This is a genomic window from Bacillus sp. AM1(2019), assembly GCF_009906915.1.
Classification (GTDB): Bacteria; Bacillota; Bacilli; order Bacillales; family Bacillaceae; genus Bacillus; species Bacillus velezensis.
The window spans coordinates 1,664,107-1,683,532 of the sequence record NZ_CP047644.1 but is presented as its reverse complement, the minus strand read 5'-3'; the positions used below and the strand labels follow the sequence as shown (position 1 = coordinate 1,683,532).

Genomic DNA, 19,426 nt, shown 5'->3' with positions numbered 1-19,426 from the left:
CACAAAGAAGGTGAGCAAGGCTCTGCTCACCGCTACTTCTGTGGTTCTTCCTTATAATCGCATTCGACGCATTGGACTTGTATGCCTTTTTTAAGCTTTTTCTCTACGAGCATATTTTCACATTTCGGGCATTTTCGTTCAATCGGTTTGTCCCAAGATACGAAGTCACATTCAGGATAACGGTCACAGCCGTAAAAGATGCGTTTCTTTTTTGATTTTCGTTCGACAATGTTTCCTTCATGGCACTTAGGACATTTTACGCCGATTTGTTTGACAATCGGTTTTGTATTCCGGCAGTCAGGGAAATTGGAGCACGCCATAAATTTGCCGTATCGGCCCATTTTATAAACCATCCGGGAGCCGCATAACTCACAATCTTCATCGGCGTATTCAGGTTCAATTTCCACTTCTTTCATTTCGGCTTCCGCTTTTTTCACGCGTTTTTCGAAATCAGTATAGAAGCTGTCAATGATTTGAACCCATTCTGTCTGGCCATCTTCAACATGGTCAAGGTCTCTTTCCATTTTAGCCGTGAATTCAACGTTAATGATTTCCGGGAAAAACTCCATGATAAGATCCAGCACGATCTGCCCAAGCTCAGTCGGCACAAACCGTTTATTGTCTAATCCCACGTAACCGCGGCGCTGGATGGTGTCAAGAGTCGGCGCATATGTCGAAGGACGGCCGATCCCCAGTTCTTCAAGCGTTTTAACCAGGCGCGCCTCTGTATAACGCGGAGGCGGCTGAGTAAAGTGCTGCTCAGGCTCAATATCTTTCGATAAAACCGTGTCTCCCTCTTTAAGGTCCGGAAGCATGCGGTCTTTTTCTTCCAGCTGATCGTCTTTACCCTCTACATAGACTTTCATGAAGCCGGCGAATTTGACTTTACTTCCGTTTGCCCGGAATGTCAATCCGTTATTGCTGAGATCGACGCTCATCGTATCAAGGACGGCAGGGGCCATCTGGCTTGCAACAAAGCGCTCCCAAATCAGCTTGTATAATCTGAGCTGGTCTCTTCCAAGCACCGCTTTTAAGTCGGCAGGTTTTCTGAGCACCGAAGTCGGGCGGATCGCTTCGTGAGCATCTTGTGCGTTTTCATTTTTCTTTGCCGGTTTCCGTTTTCCCGCTAAGTACTCTTTTCCGTACGCCTGATCAATAAAAGCTGACGCTTCTTCAACGGCTGTATTGGAAATCCGCGTTGAGTCCGTTCTCATATACGTGATGAGCCCGACTGTCCCTTCTTTGCCGAGATCAATTCCTTCATATAATTGCTGCGCGATCATCATCGTTTTCTTCGCTCTGAAATTCAGCTTTCTTGCAGCCTCCTGCTGCAGAGTGGACGTTGTAAACGGCAGAGCGGGATTTCGTTTGCGCTCTTTTTTCGTAACCTTGTCAACTGTATACTTATTGCCTTTCAGCTGAGCAAGGATGGCTTTTACGTCTTCTTCGCTTTTTAAAGGAAGCTTTTTGCCGTTTTTCCCGAAAAATCCGGCTTCAAACGTCTCTTTTCCTTTTAAAAATGAGCCGGTAATCGTCCAGTACTCTTCAGGTTTAAAATCGTTGATTTCCTTTTCCCGGTCGATGATCAGCCGGAGCGCAACGGATTGCACACGGCCCGCACTGAGGCCTTTTTTTACTTTTTTCCAAAGTATCGGGCTGATTTTGTATCCGACGAGTCTGTCTAGTATGCGGCGCGCCTGCTGCGCATCGACAAGATCCATATTAATCATGCGCGGATGTTTAAATGATTCTTTAATGGCGTCTTTCGTTATTTCATTAAAGACGACCCGGCAGTCCGAGCTGAGATCCAGATCAAGACTGTGTGCGAGATGCCATGCAATCGCTTCCCCTTCTCTGTCGGGGTCGGCCGCGAGATAGACTTTTTTTGCTTTCTTTGCCGCTGTTTTTAATTCTTTTAAAACAGGGCCTTTTCCGCGGATCGTAATATATTTCGGTTCAAAGTTCTGTTCGATGTCAACTCCCATTTGACTTTTCGGAAGATCCCGGACATGTCCCATTGAAGCTTTGACTTTATATTTCTTCCCTAAATAACGTTCAATCGTTTTCGCCTTTGCCGGCGATTCCACGATGACTAGATAATCAGACATTTTCATCCCCCTCAAGAGGTGTTCTCTCTCTTTTCAAGTATCAATTCATTTTAGAGCTGCCTTTTTATGGCTTTCAACATTTCATTCTTTATGATGAACGTCATTTTATACATGAAAATAATGTGCAACTTTAAATCCTCACTATTATTAAATATTACAATACCGTTTGTCAAACGATATTTCAAAAGGGTTCCGTATACTGAACGCATCGGGCGGTCAGCTCTCCGTCAATATCCTCTGCGCATAATACAGCTTTCGCCCCTTCTTGAATGAGTTTTATAGGTCCTCCGGAATATGGATTAAATATGGAACCCGGAACGGCAAATACCTCTCTGCCTTGATCGAGAGCCTGGTAAGCTGTGATTAATGAACCGCTTTTTTCTTTTCCCTGCACGACCACAATTCCTTCACTTAATCCGCTGATTATGCGGTTTCTCATCGGAAAGTGCCATTTTTTCGGCTTTGTTTCAGGAGGATGTTCTGAGAGTAGGAGATGGTGTTCAGCCATGTATTCTGCTAACAGGAGATTTTCCCGGGGATAGATGTGATGGAATCCGCCGGCTATCACGCCGATCGTAAGCCCTTTTGCCCTGATGCTCGCCTTATGAGACAATCCGTCTATACCGGATGCAAGCCCGCTTACAATGACCCAGCCTTTTTTTGAGAGTTCGGCGGAAAGATGCCCAACCGCTTTTATTCCGTCTTCCGTCGGTTTCCGCGTTCCTACAATCCCGATTTTTCTGCCTTTTTCAAGAAGCAGCGTGTTCCCTTTTGCATACAAGACAGCCGGCGGATCATAAATCGCTTTAAGCCATGTTGGATAGCGGCTTGATGAAATCGGAATGACAGTGATGCCTTCGCGGCGGTAATCGGACAGAACTTCATCAAGTTCCGGATCCTTGCGCTCTATTTCCCGAAAAATTGCTTCCGGGGCTGTTTTCCCTTCTGATAAAACAGTTAATGAATGCGGATCCGGTAAAAAAGACAGAGAATGATCAGCTTTCCACCATTTTAATAGAAGAGACGGGGAAATGATTTGATTAATACTGCAGACCATTAAACAGCGCGATGCTTGATCCAAATCTGGAAACCTCCTCTTTTTTTCAGCAAAAACAGGAACAGCCGTTACGGCTGCCCCTGCTTCGATCAGTGCGTTTTGCACGTTTCAAATAAGCCTTTTTCTTTTAACACCTTAATCAGCGTTTCACCCATTACAGAAGGGGTTTCCGCGACTTCAATTCCGCAGGCGTTCATCGTTTTGACTTTTTCTTCTGCCGTGCCTTTTCCTCCGGAGATGATGGCGCCCGCATGGCCCATGCGTTTTCCCGGAGGCGCGGTTTTACCGCCGATAAAGCCGACAACAGGCTTCGTCATGTTCGCTTTCACCCACTCAGCCGCTTCTTCTTCAGCTGTGCCGCCGATTTCTCCGATCATGATGACTGCATGTGTTTCAGGATCTTCGTTGAACGCTTTTAACACGTCAATAAAGTTCGTGCCGTTGACCGGATCGCCGCCGATCCCTACAGCGGTAGATTGACCTACGCCGGCTTCTGAAAGCTGATGGACGGCCTCGTATGTCAATGTTCCTGAACGGGACACAACGCCTACATGACCCTTTTTATGAATGTATCCCGGCATAATGCCGATCTTGCATTCTTCAGGTGTAATAACACCAGGGCAGTTCGGCCCTATTAATCTCGTTTTCTTGCCTTCCATAAAACGCTTCACTTTCACCATGTCCAAAACCGGAATGTGCTCAGTGATACAAATGACAAGATCAATTTCCGCGTCAACCGCTTCCATAATTGCGTCCGCCGCAAACGGAGCCGGCACGTAAATAACTGACGCATCTGCGCCCGTTGTATGAACCGCTTCTGCGACCGTATTGAATACCGGTACGCCTTCCGCTTCCGTTCCGCCTTTTCCAGGTGTTACACCGCCTACGATATTCGTGCCGTATTCCAGCATCTGCTTTGTATGAAATAAAGCGGTAGAACCTGTAATCCCTTGTACAATAACTCTTGTATCTTTATTGATAAAAACACTCATTATCTGGTCCCCTGCCTTTCATTCTTTCCTAAACTAAGGATACGATTTTCTGTGCGCCGTCTGCCATTGATTCCGCAGATGTGATGTTTAAGCCTGATTCATTCAGGATTTTCTTTCCTAAATCTACGTTTGTCCCTTCAAGGCGCACGACCAGCGGCAATGTCAATCCGACTTGTCTCGTCGCTTCAACAACGCCCTCGGCGATGACATCACACTTCATGATGCCTCCGAAAATATTGACGAAAATTCCTTTTACGTTTTGATCGGAAAGAATGATTTTAAAAGCTTCCGTAACTTTTTCTGCGGTTGCGCCGCCCCCGACATCAAGGAAGTTTGCAGGTTCTCCGCCGTAGTGTTTAATGATATCCATAGTAGACATTGCAAGACCCGCGCCGTTTACCATACAGCCGATATTTCCATCAAGGGAAATGTAGCTTAAATCGTATTTTGACGCTTCGATTTCTTTCGGATCTTCTTCATCTAAATCTCTGTATTCCATAATGTCTTTTTGTCTGTATAACGCATTGCTGTCGAAGTTCAGCTTAGCATCCAGCGCCATGACGTTTCCGTCCCCCGTAACGACGAGAGGGTTGATCTCGGCGATGGAGCAGTCCTTCTCAACAAATGCTTTGTATAAACCGAGCATAAATTTAGCGGCTTTGCCGACAAGCTCTTTCGGGATGTTAATTGCGAATGCAATTTCCCTTGCCTGATAGCCCTGAAGGCCGACAGCCGGATCAATTACCGCTTTTTTAATTTTTTCAGGTGTTTTTTCCGCTACTTCTTCAATCTCCGTTCCGCCTTCTTCAGACGCCATTAAAACGATTCTTGAAGTAGCGCGGTCAAGTACAAGCCCGACATAGTATTCCTTTTTAATATCGCAGCCTTCTTCAATAAGTAAGCGTTTTATTACTTGTCCGTCCGGACCCGTTTGATGTGTGACGAGCGTCTTGCCTAACAGTTCTTCGGCATACTCTTTCACTTCATCTTTTGTTTTTGCAATCTTTACCCCACCAGCTTTGCCGCGGCCGCCAGCATGGATTTGCGCCTTTACGACATAAACCGAGCTTGACAGGCTCTCTGCTTTTTCAACTGCTTCCTCTGCTGTAAAAGCCACTTTACCTTCAGGAACAGACACCCCGTATTTTCTGAGGACTTCTTTTCCCTGGTACTCATGGATATTCATTTCCCATCCTCCTAACTTATGTAGCAAAACTAAAAATAGACTGCGCTTTCATTCTATATAATACTGGAAGAATTGTCTAGGGTTCAAAACAAAATCTTTATATCCTTCCAAACATTCTAACTTTTATTTTATTGAAAATATAAATTTAAACGGAGTCCGGGAAATGAATGGTCCTTATTTTTCGTTTTTCAGGGTTTCGTCCAGTCTGTAAACAAATGAAAAAATTTCGGCAACGGTTTCATAAAGCGCCTCCGGTATCTGATCGTCAACCGTCAAATGGCGCATTAATTCGACAAGGGTTCTGTCTTCCTGAATGGGGACCCCAGCCTTCTCAGCTTCTTTTATAATATTTTCCGCCACGTGCCCTCTGCCTGTTGCGACAACCTTTGGAACTTGGTCTTTCTGCCGGTCGTAATGCAGGGCGACAGCTCTTCTTAACGGCGTTTGCTCTTTCATATTTTCACATCCACTTTTCTTCCCCCGTCTTTTTCTATAAACTCTTCCACAAGAGCGCTCTGGTCTTTCGGGCGCCGTTTTTTAGACGTGACGCCTGACAGGCTGAAGCCCGTTTCTTTTACGGCTTCTTTTAAAGCCGGTACGAGAGGGTCGATGGCCGCCTGAAGCTCAAAATCAGTCTCAACCGTAATGGTCATTACATTTTGCTGAATCATGCAGTCCACAACGGTTTCTTGCAGTGTTTCAAGATGCAGCAAAAACAGGAGCCTGCAATGTGACGGATCGAGTTTTCCGTCCGGCTTCTTCCGTCCTTTAAAAAGAACTGTGATGTCATTCTCATACGCGGACGCACCCAGCGGAAATGACAGCACCATCTGCGTAAAAGAAGGGTTATGCTGCTCAATAAACAGCTGGCCGTTTAATTTATGAATAAGCGGTTCCGCCTCTTGTTTAACGGATTGGGGCGCTTCTTGAAGCGTCCGGACGGCTTGGAGGGCTGTTTTCAGCGCTTGTTTCTCCGGCTGCGGAGACACGCCTTTTTCAAGCGCTGTAATGAATGATAATTCATCACGCGTGCCCAGTCCTTTTTTGATTTTCTGCAAAAGGCTTAATACATCATGTTTTTCCGCATATTTCAATTCGGTGAGCTGAACGGCTTTTTCGAAAACAGCCGCCTCCTGTTCTGTCAGATGTGCGTTTTGAAGAACAGGTGCTGTTTTAAATGTTTTTTCTTGAGAAATGAAAGCCTTAATGATCTCCGCCGTTACTTTTACGGGACGGTTTTCAGTTTTTTCTGCCGATGTCATTAGTTTCTCTATAATCTGTTTTGCCGTTTTTTCAGGAAGTTCCGGATCTGTCCGTGCACTCGGAGGAGAAGGTTGGCTTGAGACTGCCTTTCCGTTTTCACGAGTCTCTCGGACAAATGGTGACTGTTTTGATTCCGTCCGTTCTCCTTCATCCATCAGCCCGGTTTCTGAGGTCGGCATGCGTGCAGCCTCGGCAAGCTTCTTCAAGAGACGTTCTGCATGAAGATCCGTTTCCGCGTTTAACACGTCAGAAACCGCCTCTTTGAGCACAGACAGCTCTTTTGCCGATTGCGGAGCCTGATTGATTGCCTGAAGCAGTCCTGAGAGGAGGCGCCGGGTCGGAACCGGATATTTAACGGCATGAATGGCTGACAAGACTTCCGGATGTGCGGGCAGTTCCCGTTTCAGCGCAAATACGATTGTTTCCGCCGCTTTTTTCAATTCGGCGGCCGGAAGCGATTCAGCCCAGCGGATGCAAGCTTTGAGGCTGTTTTCCGTCATCGGCAGCTTCTGCTGCATAAATGTTTCGGCAATCTGCAGAGACACAGGGCCCGGTTTGACAGAAAGAGCGTTTAACAGTCTTCCCGCCGCTTCCTGAACGGTTTTCGGGCTTCCTTCGAATTGGTCAATGACATGAAGCCGGCCCGTTTTTTCCGCCGGCTGTTTGTCATAAGAAAACCAGTAATACCCCTGCGGACGAAGGGCGGTTTCAAGTTTTCCCTTCATCGTCCGGCCGCCGATTTGGATAAGGGCGCTTTGATCGTCCAGCAAACGGAGAACCTTCCCTAACAGCAGCCTTTGAGCGCCGCTGTCTTTACCGCCGTCTTGCCGGTCCGGAGGGATTTCCGCCGTCAGCTGTCTGAAAGCCGCTTGGATTTCGCCGCTTATGTTCATGTCTTAAGCCTCTTTTCTAACAATAAGATTGAACGGGAGCGAACGTTTTTCGGTGAATAGTTGTCGGTCCGTATGCCTGAAGAGCTTCAAGATGTTCTTTCGTTCCGTAGCCTTTATTTTTTTCAAAGCCGTACATGGGGTAGGTTTTGGCGTACTCAGCCATGAGCCGATCCCGCGTTACTTTTGCTATGCAGGCTCCGGCGGCAATTGACACGCTTTTGGCATCCCCTTTTATAACTGATGACTGCGGAATGTCAAGCGGAAGGGTCATGGCATCAACAAGCAGATAATCAGGTGTTTCCGTTAAAGCGTTGACGGCTTTTACCATCGCCAGTCTCGCGGCCTCATAAATGTTGATCCGGTCAATGACGTCCGCATGGACAATGCCGACTCCTACAGCCGCCGCTTCTTCCGTGATCCGGCTGTAATACTCCTCGAGCTTCTTTTCCGACAATTTCTTCGAGTCCGTGAGTCCGAGAATCTCGCATTCTGCCGGCAAAATGACGGCGCCGGCGACAACCGGTCCGGCTAGCGGCCCTCTTCCGGCTTCGTCAACACCTGCAATCAGGCGGAAGCCCTTTTTGGATGACAGTCTTTCGTATGCCGTCATGTTCAGCCATTGCTCTTTAAGAGCTTTTTCCTTCGCGTGCTTTTTCAGCCATTGCTCTAAAAGCGTCTGTACGCTTTTTCTCGGGTCTTTCTCACATTGGGCAAGGAAGGGGTCGCTTTCGTCCCTGACCTCTTGCAGGCGTTCTTTTACGCTTTTTACGGTTAATGTATTCACGTTCTCTTCTCCCTTACATTATGTATATCGGTATTCTGCGGAAAAAATAAAGACCCGCATCGCTGCGCGTCTTTATTCTGATGGTGTTTCAAATGAAAGCCTGCCGAATTTTTCCGTCCGGATGTCCCGAATGATGACTTCCGTTGTTTTATCATAGTCAACCATTCCGCCGCCCATCAAACAGCCGCGTTTTTCACCGATCGCGTCGAAAAGAGCGGCGATATCCTCAGGGATTTCCTGAAGTCCGTAGCGCTCCTTCAAGCGGTCGGGATAATGCTCTTCCAGAAAGCGCAGCCCGAAGACGGCCACATCCTGCAGGTTGATAATCGTATCTTTAATCGCCCCGGTGATCGCCAGGCGCAAGCCGACAAGCTCATCTTCAAATTTAGGCCATAAAATTCCCGGTGTATCGAGCAGCTCTAATTCCTTGCCTACCTTTACCCACTGCTGTGAAGTGGTAATGCCGGGCCTGTCTCCCGTCTTGGCAATGTTTTTCTTGGCCAGCCGGTTAATGAGCGTAGATTTGCCGACATTCGGAATGCCGATGATTAATGCGCGGATTGCTCTTGGCCTAATGCCTTTTGCTTTCATTTTATCGAACTTATCTTTCAGCAGCTCTTTCGAGGACGGCACGATTTGATGCAGTCCCTGCCCGTTAACGGAGTTTATTGAAAGAGAGGGAATGCCCTGTTCCTGAAAGTGGTCCTTCCACTGGGCAGTCACAGCCGCATCCGCCTTATCGGCTTTATTTAAAAGCATAATGCGCGGCTTATTTTTCAAAATCTCCTCAATCATCGGATTTCTCGATGACATCGGGATTCTCGCATCCACCAATTCGTATACGATATCAATTAATTTCAGTTTTTCTGTTACTTCCCGTCTCGCTTTAGCCATATGGCCCGGGAACCATTGAATGGTCATGTGACTTCGACACCTGCCTTATTTACCGGAACCGGATGTTCCGATGATCTCTTATGTATTTTACGTTGCTTGTTCCGCTTTTACAAATTTCATATAAAAAAAGAGCCTGTTACGGGTAACAAGCTCTTTTCGTTCGTTATCATTATCGTCTGATTTCTTTAATACGAGCCGCTTTTCCGCGAAGTTCACGCAGGTAGTAAAGCTTAGCGCGACGTACTTTACCGTAACGTACAACTTCGATTTTCGCGATTTTTGGTGTGTGTACAGGGAATGTACGTTCAACGCCAACACCGTAAGAAATCTTACGAACTGTGAACGTTTCGCTGATTCCACCACCACGACGCTTGATCACAACACCTTCGAAGATCTGGATACGCTCACGGTTACCCTCAACAACTTTTACGTGTACACGTAAAGTGTCACCAGGACGGAACGCAGGAAGATCAGTGCGAAGCTGTTCTTTTGTGATATCTTGAATTAGTTTTTGCATCGTTTTCAACTCCTTCCAACAGATGCTCTTGGCCACAACTGCAAGGCACAGCGGAACATCGTTTTCAAGCTTCTGAAGGATAAGCCTCCTTAAGCCACAAGTAGTATCTTATCATACCTTCATCGCCTGCGCAATAGAATCTATTCGTTTTCCCACTCGGAAATCCATTTTCTTTGCTCATCAGTGAGAGGATAGTTTTCAAGAAGATCCGGACGTCTTAAAAAGGTTCTTCTGATTGATTCTTTATTGCGCCATTCTTGTATTTTGGCATGGTTGCCCGACAGAAGGGTCTCAGGCACTTTTAAGCCTCTATAATCTGCAGGCCTCGTATAGTGCGGATGCTCTAAAAGCCCCGTGCTGAAGGAATCCTCCACGTGGGATGCTTCTTTTCCGAGAACGCCCGGCAAAAGCCTGACAACGCTGTCGGCGATCATCATGGCAGGGAGCTCTCCCCCGGTCAGCACAAAATCCCCGATGGAGATTTCATCAGTGACAAGATGTTCCCGGATCCGTTCATCATACCCTTCATAATGTCCGCAAATAAACATGAGATGTTCCTCTTCCGCCAGCTCCTCGGCTTTCTTCTGCGTATAACGCTCACCTTGCGGGCAGACGAGAATAATGCGCGGCTTGGCGTCCGTACCGGCTGTCAGCTTTTCAACCGCATCAAATACGGGCTGCGGCTTTAACACCATCCCGGCTCCCCCGCCGTACGGGTAATCATCAACCGTTTGGTGTTTATTATCCGAAAAAGCCCGGAAATTGATGACGTCAAAACGGACAGCCTCTTTTTCCTGTGCTTTTTGCAGAATGGATGAGCCGAGCACCCCTTGAAACATTTCGGGAAACAGTGTTAAAAAGTCGATTTTCATTCGTCTATTAACCCTTCCATTACATGAATCTTAATTTTTTTCTCATTTATATTAATATCCTTTACCACAGAAGCAATATACGGAATGAGCGCATCTTTTTTGCCTTTTCTTTGAACCACCCATACGTCATTAGCCCCGGGCGTCAAAATTTCCTTCACTGTGCCGATCAGTTCTCCGTCTTCTGACACAACCTCGCAACCGATGATTTCATGAAAATAAAATTCATCTTCTTCAAGCTCTCCCAAGTCTTCTTCAGGGACTTTGATCACCATGTTTCTCAGGTGCTCGACTTCATTGAGACTCGGCATTTCTTTGAATTGCAGCAGGTGAAACTGCTTGTGAAGCCTGTGGGCGCTGACCGTTACTTTGATTGGCTCCGCAGCCCCTTCCGCAAACAAATAGAGCGTATTGCCGGGCTTGTACCGTTCTTCGGCAAAGTCCGTTTTAGAAATGACCCGCACTTCGCCTTTAATGCCGTGGGTATTTACAATTTTGCCTACATTAAACCATCTGTTTGTCATATTATCACCTCGGGCGGATTTCAATTACTACCCCGTCTTTTATGACGATGGTATTTGCCGCTGTTTTTTCATGCCAGTTATCACCGACGTTGATTGAAAGCAGCGCATCGATCTCCTTTTCCTTCACTTCGCTTCCAAGCGGGAGCGACTCTGTCTGGCTTATTTGGAAATCGATCATTTTGATTTTGTCTTGTCTTTTTTCAATGGCTTTTTTAAAAGATTCCGCTACATCGGGATTCTGCTGATCTTTTTCATGTTTTCTAAGCTGAAAATAGAGCTGGCTGCATTCTCGTTCAAGCGTTTGCTTTTTTTCTGCAAAAGAGGCCAAAAGCTTTTCCTTGCTTTGCTCGGTCAGAACCTGCATAACGGTTACCCTGTGAATAATCTGCATAGGACCAGACTCCCCACTCTTCCAACATATTTCTGTTCATTTGCCTTTTTTACGTGTAAAAAAAGGGGAGGTGCCGGCCCTCTCCCTTTTTCAGTCAAATATTTCAAATTGAACTTTCTTAGAAGACTGTGCGCCAGCTGCAAAAACGACGGTTCGAATCGCTCTTGCAGTCCGGCCTTGCTTTCCGATAATTTTACCGGTATCTGACTTATTGACAGATAAGCGCAGCGCAATCTTTTGATCAGTCTCTTCCTTTGTGACCGTTATGTCTTCCGGATGGTCGACAAGCGGAGCCACAATGCTGACAATCAAATCTTCCAAGTTCTGATCAGTCATTACTTGCCTTGTTTAGCGTTGTGGAATTTTTCCATAATTCCTTGGCTTGAGAACAAGTTGCGGACTGTATCAGAAGGTTTAGCTCCTGTTTGAAGCCATTTAAGAGCAAGCTCTTCGTTGATTTTCACTTCAGCCGGCTTTGCAACCGGGTTGTATGTGCCGACTGTTTCGATGAAACGGCCGTCACGCGGTGAACGAGAATCTGCTACAACAATACGATAGAAAGGAGATTTTTTTGCTCCCATACGTTTTAAACGAATTTTTACTGCCATTTTACTAGCACCTCCGAAAATATTTCAACAAGATAGTATATTAACAATGATAAAAGTGTTTGTAAAGTGTTTTTTCTTAACAACGGTTTTATCATGTATAACCGATTACATAAAAGGTAATTTAAAGCCTTTTTTCTTCCCTTTTGTCATGTTGGTCATCTGCTTCATCATTTTTTTCATTTCCTCAAACTGCTTTAAAAGACGGTTGACTTCCTGAACGGATGTTCCGCTTCCTTTGGCAATCCGCTTCCGCCGGCTGGCGTTAATGATATCCGGCTGTTCTTTTTCAAGAACAGTCATTGATTTAATGATCGCTTCCACATGATTCAGCTGTTTTTCATCGACTTGGATGTTTTTTAAGCCTTTCATTTTGCCTGCGCCGGGCATCATTTGCAGCAGTTCGTCAAGAGGCCCCATGTTTCGGACCTGGCCGAGCTGCTCCAGAAAATCATCCAATGTGAAGCTCATCGTTCTCATTTTCTGCTCAAGCTCTTTGGCTTTGTCTTCATCAACGGTCGCCTGAGCTTTTTCAATCAGCGTCAGCACGTCACCCATTCCGAGAATCCGGGATGCCATCCGTTCAGGATGGAACGCTTCAAGAGCATCGAGCTTTTCTCCCATTCCGGCGAATTTAATCGGCGTTTCGGTGACCGCGCGGATAGAAAGCGCCGCACCTCCGCGGGTATCCCCGTCAAGCTTTGTTAAAATGACACCCGTTAAACCGAGCTGGTCATTAAAGCTTTTGGCGACGTTTACCGCATCCTGACCGGTCATTGAGTCGACGACAAGGAAAATTTCCTCAGGATTTGCGACTTCCTTTACGCCGGAGAGCTCATCCATCAGTTCATGATCGATGTGCAGCCGTCCGGCGGTATCTAAAATCACATAATCATGATGCTCTTCCTTCGCTTTTTCAATCGCCTGTCTGGCAATTTCCACCGGGCTGACCTGATCGCCAAGCGAAAAGACCGGCATATCAAGCTGTTTCCCCAGGGTTTCCAGCTGTTTAATCGCGGCGGGGCGGTAAATATCCGCAGCCACGAGCAGCGGTTTGCGATTATGTTTTTTGCGCAGCAGGTTGGCAAGCTTCCCCGTGGTTGTCGTTTTACCGGCACCTTGGAGCCCGACCATCATAATAACGGTCGGCGGGCGTTTGGCGACGGCAATTTTGCTTTCTTCGCCGCCCATCAGCTCGGTAAGCTCTTCTTTTACGACTTTAATAACCTGCTGACCGGGTGTCAGACTCTGCATAACGTCCTGTCCGACAGCCCGTTCACTTACTTTTTTCACAAAATCCTTTACGACTTTAAAGTTAACGTCAGCCTCAAGAAGCGCAAGACGAACTTCACGCATCATCTCTTTTACGTCTTGTTCGCTGACTTTTCCTTTTCCGCGGATTTTTGAAATCGTCTTTTGCAGTCGGTCGGCTAATCCTTCAAATGCCATTGTTTGCCGCCTCCTAATCTAATTTCTCAAGCGCTTCAATCAGAGCCGTCATTTTTTCCTCTTCCTGCAACCCGGAAGCAAGCTCTTTCAGCTTTGTAAACATTTCTTTACGCTCCTGAAACTTTTTAAAAAGGAGCAGTTTTTCTTCATATTGTTCAAGCATCGCTTCAGTCCGTTTGATGTTATCGTAAACGGCTTGCCTTGAAACGTCATACTCTTCGGCTATTTCACCAAGGGAGAAATCGTCCAGATAATAAAGCGACATATAGCTCTTTTGTTTTGACGTCAGCAACGACTGATAGAAGTCAAATAAATAGTTCATTCTCGTCGTTTTTTCGAGCGACATTTGAGCTCTCCCCTTTGTTAAGTCAAATCCCTTTACAAAAACTTAGTTTACATGGTTTCAGAGCGTGTGTCAAGTTTTTATCTTGTCAAAGCATGATGCTCTTTTTACATCATAAGTTTTTTCAAAAAAATTCATATAGACCGTCGTTAAAATACTCGAATTCTTGTTTTGATACACGGTAGCGGCAATAGCCTTCGTAAAAAGCATTAAGGCATGCTTCATTTGTGACAAAATGACTGATCGCTAATGATTCATCATATCGCGGATCTCCCGCCGATATTCCCGCAGCATCGATAAACAGATAGACCTCTCCGTCTTTCACCAGCACATTATCAGTCGTGCAGTCACCGTGAATCATTGTCTGCTGAACAGGAACAGGCCTGTACCTGTCCAATTCCTTCAAAAGCTCTGCACTTCCTTCAGCCTGTCCTTTTTTGACATATTCCCCGGCTCGTTTGATTTGCAGATCGAGCCAGTCTGTTTCCGGCTGTAAACCAGAGACCATGTCGGTTTCATGCAGCCGTTGCAGAAACCGGCCGAAACTTTTGATCAGCTTTTTCTTTTCAGTATCCCCTTTTGCTTTTCTTAAAGCCGAAGTCAGGGTGATTCCATCCTCAAATGACATGATGATATGGCTGGCATGCTGTTCCTGTATCATCCCATAATAAACAGGAACAGGCAGACGACGAGTTTCCGTCAGTTTTTGTAAAACGAAGGCTTCTCTCATTAACCATTCCCGATACTTCTGTTGAAAAGAACTTTTCAGCAGAAATGCGTCTTGACCGGTCACTATTTTTCGAACGGTTGAAGTGCCTCCCTGTTCATCCAACAGCGACATATGGTTTATCGCGCCGATCTTACTTTCCAATTCAGCTTTCAGCCATTTGTCCAACAATTGCCCCCTCCATTCCGATCTATCAATGCGTATAAAAAAACGAGTATAAAACCGTCCATTTTATACTCGTTTTTTATTCATTAATCCTCGGCTTTTTCAACTAAATCCGAAAAGAGACCGTATACGTAAGATTCTGCATCAAACCGCTGGAGATCGTCAACCTTTTCTCCGAGGCCGACCAGTTTCACGGGGATGTGAAGCTCATTGCGGATCGCCAGGACGATACCGCCTTTTGCGGTGCCGTCAAGCTTCGTTAATGCGATACCCGTCACATTCGTCGCTTTGGAGAATTCTTTCGCCTGCGCCATCGCATTCTGGCCTGTCGTCGCGTCAAGCGCAAGGAGAACCTCATGCGGGGCCTCAGGCACTTCGCGTTCGATGACCCGTTTGACCTTTTCAAGCTCTTTCATTAAGTTAACTTTATTCTGAAGGCGGCCGGCCGTATCACAAATCAGCACATCCGCTCCTCTTGCTTTAGCCGCGTGTACGGCATCATAAATAACCGCCGCAGGGTCGCTTCCGGCAGCCTGCTTAATGACAGGCACGCCTGTACGCTCTCCCCACACTTCAAGCTGTTCAATCGCCCCGGCTCTGAAGGTGTCTCCGGCAGCGAGCACAACCGATTTGCCTTCATTCTTCAGCTTATGGGCAAGTTTTCCGATCGTTGTCGTTTTTCCGACGCCGTTTACCCCGACAAGCAGAATAACGTTCAGGCGCCCGTCCTGAATATTTAATTCAGAAATCTGTTCATCGCCGCTGTTATAAATGTCGACAAGCTTTTCAGAAATGACGGACTGCACTTCCTGAGGATCCTGGATGTTTTTCAGCTTCACTTCTTTTTTGAGCTCATCAATCAGCTCCATGACGGTTGTAAAACCTACGTCAGCGCCAATCAGCACTTCCTCAAGCTCCTCGAAGAAATCCTCGTCGACTTTCCGGTAGCGGGAGACGAGTTCGTTCACTTTATTTGAGAAGGAATTTCTTGTTTTTTCAAGACCATCTTTAAATTTTTCAGAGACGGAGTCTGTCTGTTTCGTGATTTTCTCTTTTAATTTTTTAAAAAAGCTCATCTTTCAACCTCTTTCCTCGTTACTGAACGAATTCTTTTGTTTCTTCCAGTTTGACCGAAACCATTCGGGAAACGCCGGATTCCTGCATCGTAACACCGTAGAGGACATCCGCTTCTTCCATGGTGCCTTTTCTGTGGGTGATGACGATAAACTGGCTGTCGCCGCTGTATTTTTTTAAATATTGCGCAAACCTGAATACATTGGCTTCATCAAGCGCAGCTTCCACTTCATCAAGGACGCAGAACGGCACGGGCCTTACTTTCAGAATGGAGAATAAAAGGGCAATGGCAGTCAGCGCCCGTTCTCCCCCTGACAAAAGATTTAAGTTTTGCAGTTTTTTGCCCGGAGGCTGCGCGATAATGTCCACCCCGGAGTTAAGAAGATCATTCGGATCAGTCAGCTTCAGTTCAGCCCGTCCTCCTCCGAATAAAGAACGGAACACGTCGTTGAATTGAGAACGGATCTGGATAAACGTTTCATGGAATCGCTTCGTCATTTCAGAATCCATTTCTTCAATGACTTGAAACAGTGTGTTTTTCGCTTCCGTCAGGTCATTTTTCTGCTCTGTTAAAAACTGATACCGTTCGTTTACCCTTTCAAACTCATCGATGCTGCCGAGATTGACCGTTCCGAGCTCTTCAATTGAAAGCTTGATCAGTTTGACCCGTTTTCTCGCCTCTTCAGGCTCGAGTTCAAGCTGATATTGTTCTTTTGCCCCTTCAAAGGATAAGCTGTACTCCTCGCGTAAATACTGCAAGAGATTATCAAGCTCAACTTCCATCCGGCCGAGTTTTACCTCTTCATCTTTCAGAATGTCCGTTTTTTGCTTGTACAGACGCTTCATCTCTTTCAATTCAAGCTCGTTCGTATCAAGCGCCCGCTGGAGCTTCACACGCTGGTCGCGCCGGCTGGCGATCAATTCGATCGTTCTCGTTTTATCGTGAAGCTTATGATGGGCTGCTTCTTCAAGCTGCTCCTCTCCGCTTGTGCTGGACGTCATCTCTGAGGTCAGGAGGCTTAAATCTTCCCGTGTTTCTTTCAGAGCGAGCTGCGTTTCTTCAAGCTCTTTTTTCAGCCTTTTGAGGTTGTCTTCCTCACTCGAGCACGCCTGTTCTTTTTTCGCAGCGGCCACTTTACATTCCGTCAGTTCATGAGAGAGCGTTTCTTTTGTTGAGGATAGGGTCTGCTTTTGTTTTGTCAGCCTTTCCATCTCTTCCTCAAGCTCTTTCAGCTGGCCGGATGCCTCACTCAGCTGTTCTTCCAGAGCTGATTTGCGCGTCTCTTTTTCCCGGCTGCTTTCTGTCAGTGATGCTTTCTCCTGGTCGTAAAGCTCCAGATGGGTATTGATGTTCTTTTCAGCAACTTCGAGTTCATACAGCCTGCCTTTTACATCCTGCTGCTTTGTTCTGAAAGCTTCACCGTCTTCACGGAGACCGCTCAGCGTATGTTCAAGCTCTTGAATGGCCTGCTTCAGCGCTTTGACCTCTTTTTCGAGCAGAGCTGTTTTTTCTTCCATTTCGGCAAGCCGCGCAGTCACCGTCTCAAGCTCGCGGCTTCTGCCGAGCAGAGAATTGTTTTTCTTTTTGACCGCGCCGCCTGTCATTGATCCGCCTGGATTGACGACATCGCCCTCAAGCGTCACGATGCGGTAGCGGTGCCCGAGAAGCTTGGCCAGTTCATTCGCGCCTTTTAAATCTTCAGTGATCAGCACGGTGCCGAGAAGGTTTTGAATGACATTCCGATACGCCGCGTCATATGTGACAAGCCCGCTCGCTGTGCCGAGGAAAGACGGATGCTTTGATGCCGTCTGTTCATCACGGGTTTGGAGCTGGCGCGGTTTCATAACCGTAAGCGGCAGGAACGTCGCGCGGCCGAAGGAATTCTGTTTTAAATATTGAATCGCTTTCCGCGCCGCCTGCTCATCGTCTGTGACAACGTGCTGCGCCGCTGCGCCGAGTGCAATCTCGATCGCCGTTTCATATTTTTGTTCGGTGGCAATCAGTTCGAGAACGGCGCCGCGGATGCCGCCGAGCTGCTCTTTCTGCTTCAGCACTTCTTTTACGCCTTGGTAAAATCCTGAAAAATCGCCTTGCATCGTTTCAAGCATATCTTTTTTGGATCTGGCCTGCTGGACGAATTGATATGCCTGATACAGCGCAGATTCTTTCTTTTCATATTGGCGTTTTTTCTGTTCATATGCTGTCTGGACTTCGCGAAAGCGGACGACCTGATTGTGAATATCCTCTTCAACGGCGGCCAATTCTTCTTCGCACGCCGCTTTGCGGACTGCAATATCGTTACGTTCTTCAAGATATTTTTCATTGTTTGCGGTCAGTCTCGCCTGCTGGACCGCAGATTGGGACATCTGGTCATCTAAAAGCTGCAGCTCGTTGCGAATCGACGCCTGGCTGTTTAACAATTCAAAGTAATCGCTTTTTAATTGTTCGATTTTCTCTTCTACATTTTCATTATGCAGACTGAGAGCCTGCTGCTTTTCTTTCACCTGGGCGTTTAACCGCTTCACTTCCGCACGAAGTTTATCATAGACGGCAGACTGTTTTTCAATGTCCGCTTTCAGTTCGGCTTCTTTGTTCGTGTAATGTGTAACGGATTCCTCTAGCTGTTCCCGGTTTTGCGCGGCGTTTTTTTTACGCTCTTTCAGCACTTCTTTCCGGCCTTCCAGCTTTTCCAGCTCTTCACTTGTCACGAGCAGAACCTGCTGCAGTTCGTTGACGGATTCATCAAGCGCGTGGATTTTATCTCTCGTCTCTTCTATCATCGCTTCTTTTGCGGACAGAGCCGATGATTCCGCCAATTCTTCTTCTTTAGCAGCCTGCACCTTGTCTTTTAAACCCGACCATCTGCCATGCAGTTGTTCGATGTCAAAGGCGGTAAGGGCGATTTCAACATGCTCAAGCTCTTTCTTTTTTTCTAAGTAGTCTTTGGCGATTGATGCCTGGATTTTCAGCGGTTCGACCTGATCTTCAAGCTCGTGGAGAATATCTTCCACCCTGTTTAAATTATCCTGCGTCTCAAACAGTTTGTTTTCCGCTTTTTTCTTTCTTGTTTTATATTTCAGCACGCCGGCCGCTTCTTCAAAAATACTGCGGCGGTCTTCCGCTTTGCTGCTGAGAATCTCTTCGACTTTCCCCTGGCTGATAATAGAGAATGCTTCTTTTCCGAGCCCGGAGTCCATAAATAAGTCAATGATGTCTTTCAAACGGCACTGCTGATTGTTGATGAGAAATTCACTCTCTCCGGAACGGTACACCCGTCTCGTCACGCTGACTTCGTGGTAATCGATCGGGAGAAAATGATCTTCATTATCAAGCGTTAACGTGACTTCGGCAAGGTTCAGCCGCTTGCGCGAATCACTTCCCGCAAAAATGATATCTTCCATTTTTCCGCCCCGAAGCGAGCGGGCTGATTGTTCGCCGAGCACCCAGCGGATGGCTTCGGTAATGTTGCTCTTCCCGCTGCCGTTCGGACCGACAACGGCCGTGACGCCTTTTACAAAGTCAACGGATATCCGTTCTGCAAATGATTTAAATCCTATAACGTCTAAACGTTTGAGGAACATCCC

The 19,426-nt window shown here is 46.7% G+C and carries 19 protein-coding genes; all 19 read right to left on the bottom strand.

Features of this window, described 5'->3' with window-relative positions; genetic code table 11:
• Positions 1-32: 32 nt before the first annotated feature.
• Positions 33-2,108: a type I DNA topoisomerase gene (topA, locus tag GNE05_RS08515; protein ID WP_007409771.1), complete on the bottom strand. Its 2,076-nt coding sequence runs from the start codon at positions 2,106-2,108 to the stop codon at positions 33-35.
• 181 nt (positions 2,109-2,289) lie between these two features.
• Positions 2,290-3,189 (bottom strand): DNA-processing protein DprA, encoded by a 900-nt coding sequence (gene dprA / locus GNE05_RS08510; protein WP_060561696.1) that lies wholly within the window; start codon positions 3,187-3,189, stop codon positions 2,290-2,292.
• A gap of 65 nt (positions 3,190-3,254) precedes the next feature.
• Complete coding sequence (gene sucD, locus GNE05_RS08505) at positions 3,255-4,157, bottom strand: succinate--CoA ligase subunit alpha (protein ID WP_003154281.1); 903 nt, start codon at positions 4,155-4,157, stop codon at positions 3,255-3,257.
• A 28-nt stretch (positions 4,158-4,185) separates the two neighbouring features.
• On the bottom strand, positions 4,186-5,343 hold the full coding sequence (gene sucC, locus GNE05_RS08500) for an ADP-forming succinate--CoA ligase subunit beta (protein ID WP_003154283.1): 1,158 nt from the start codon (positions 5,341-5,343) through the stop codon (positions 4,186-4,188).
• 174 nt (positions 5,344-5,517) lie between these two features.
• Positions 5,518-5,799 carry a FlhB-like flagellar biosynthesis protein gene (locus GNE05_RS08495; RefSeq protein ID WP_014417762.1) on the bottom strand — a complete coding sequence of 94 codons (282 nt, stop codon included), beginning with the start codon at positions 5,797-5,799 and terminating at the stop codon, positions 5,518-5,520.
• Positions 5,796-7,499, bottom strand: a complete 1,704-nt coding sequence (locus GNE05_RS08490; protein WP_160182661.1) for a glycosyl transferase — start codon at positions 7,497-7,499, stop codon at positions 5,796-5,798. Before GNE05_RS08490 ends, GNE05_RS08495 begins: the two co-directional genes overlap by 4 nt.
• Before the next feature lie 16 nt (positions 7,500-7,515).
• Positions 7,516-8,283 (bottom strand): ribonuclease HII, encoded by a 768-nt coding sequence (locus GNE05_RS08485; RefSeq protein WP_007611398.1) that lies wholly within the window; start codon positions 8,281-8,283, stop codon positions 7,516-7,518.
• A gap of 72 nt (positions 8,284-8,355) precedes the next feature.
• Complete coding sequence (ylqF, locus tag GNE05_RS08480) at positions 8,356-9,204, bottom strand: ribosome biogenesis GTPase YlqF (RefSeq protein ID WP_007611396.1); 849 nt, start codon at positions 9,202-9,204, stop codon at positions 8,356-8,358.
• Between the two features lie 142 nt (positions 9,205-9,346).
• Positions 9,347-9,694 carry a 50S ribosomal protein L19 gene (gene rplS / locus GNE05_RS08475; protein ID WP_003154288.1) on the bottom strand — a complete coding sequence of 116 codons (348 nt, stop codon included), beginning with the start codon at positions 9,692-9,694 and terminating at the stop codon, positions 9,347-9,349.
• A 140-nt stretch (positions 9,695-9,834) separates the two neighbouring features.
• Positions 9,835-10,566 carry a tRNA (guanosine(37)-N1)-methyltransferase TrmD gene (gene trmD / locus GNE05_RS08470; RefSeq protein ID WP_022553353.1) on the bottom strand — a complete coding sequence of 244 codons (732 nt, stop codon included), beginning with the start codon at positions 10,564-10,566 and terminating at the stop codon, positions 9,835-9,837.
• Positions 10,563-11,087, bottom strand: coding sequence for a ribosome maturation factor RimM (gene rimM / locus GNE05_RS08465; RefSeq protein WP_017417769.1), 525 nt, complete (start codon positions 11,085-11,087; stop codon positions 10,563-10,565). Before rimM ends, trmD begins: the two co-directional genes overlap by 4 nt.
• 4 nt (positions 11,088-11,091) lie before the next feature.
• On the bottom strand, positions 11,092-11,478 hold the full coding sequence (locus tag GNE05_RS08460; RefSeq protein WP_003154291.1) for a YlqD family protein: 387 nt from the start codon (positions 11,476-11,478) through the stop codon (positions 11,092-11,094).
• 90 nt (positions 11,479-11,568) lie between these two features.
• Positions 11,569-11,814: a KH domain-containing protein gene (locus GNE05_RS08455; protein WP_007611392.1), complete on the bottom strand. Its 246-nt coding sequence runs from the start codon at positions 11,812-11,814 to the stop codon at positions 11,569-11,571.
• The gene (rpsP, locus tag GNE05_RS08450; RefSeq protein WP_003154296.1) at positions 11,814-12,086 is read right to left on the bottom strand and encodes a 30S ribosomal protein S16; all 273 of its coding nucleotides are present in this window, start codon (positions 12,084-12,086) and stop codon (positions 11,814-11,816) included. Before rpsP ends, GNE05_RS08455 begins: the two co-directional genes overlap by 1 nt.
• Before the next feature lie 105 nt (positions 12,087-12,191).
• Positions 12,192-13,532: a signal recognition particle protein gene (ffh, locus tag GNE05_RS08445; RefSeq protein WP_007409763.1), complete on the bottom strand. Its 1,341-nt coding sequence runs from the start codon at positions 13,530-13,532 to the stop codon at positions 12,192-12,194.
• 13 nt (positions 13,533-13,545) lie between these two features.
• Positions 13,546-13,878 carry a putative DNA-binding protein gene (locus GNE05_RS08440; protein WP_003154299.1) on the bottom strand — a complete coding sequence of 111 codons (333 nt, stop codon included), beginning with the start codon at positions 13,876-13,878 and terminating at the stop codon, positions 13,546-13,548.
• A gap of 121 nt (positions 13,879-13,999) precedes the next feature.
• Positions 14,000-14,770 (bottom strand): phosphotransferase family protein, encoded by a 771-nt coding sequence (locus GNE05_RS08435; RefSeq protein ID WP_072176998.1) that lies wholly within the window; start codon positions 14,768-14,770, stop codon positions 14,000-14,002.
• 83 nt (positions 14,771-14,853) lie between these two features.
• Positions 14,854-15,843, bottom strand: a complete 990-nt coding sequence (ftsY, locus tag GNE05_RS08430; protein WP_003154301.1) for a signal recognition particle-docking protein FtsY — start codon at positions 15,841-15,843, stop codon at positions 14,854-14,856.
• Between the two features lie 19 nt (positions 15,844-15,862).
• A complete protein-coding gene (gene smc, locus GNE05_RS08425) occupies positions 15,863-19,423 on the bottom strand; it encodes a chromosome segregation protein SMC (RefSeq protein ID WP_063174814.1) in 3,561 nt (1,186 codons plus the stop codon).
• Between the last annotated feature and the right edge of the window lie 3 nt (positions 19,424-19,426).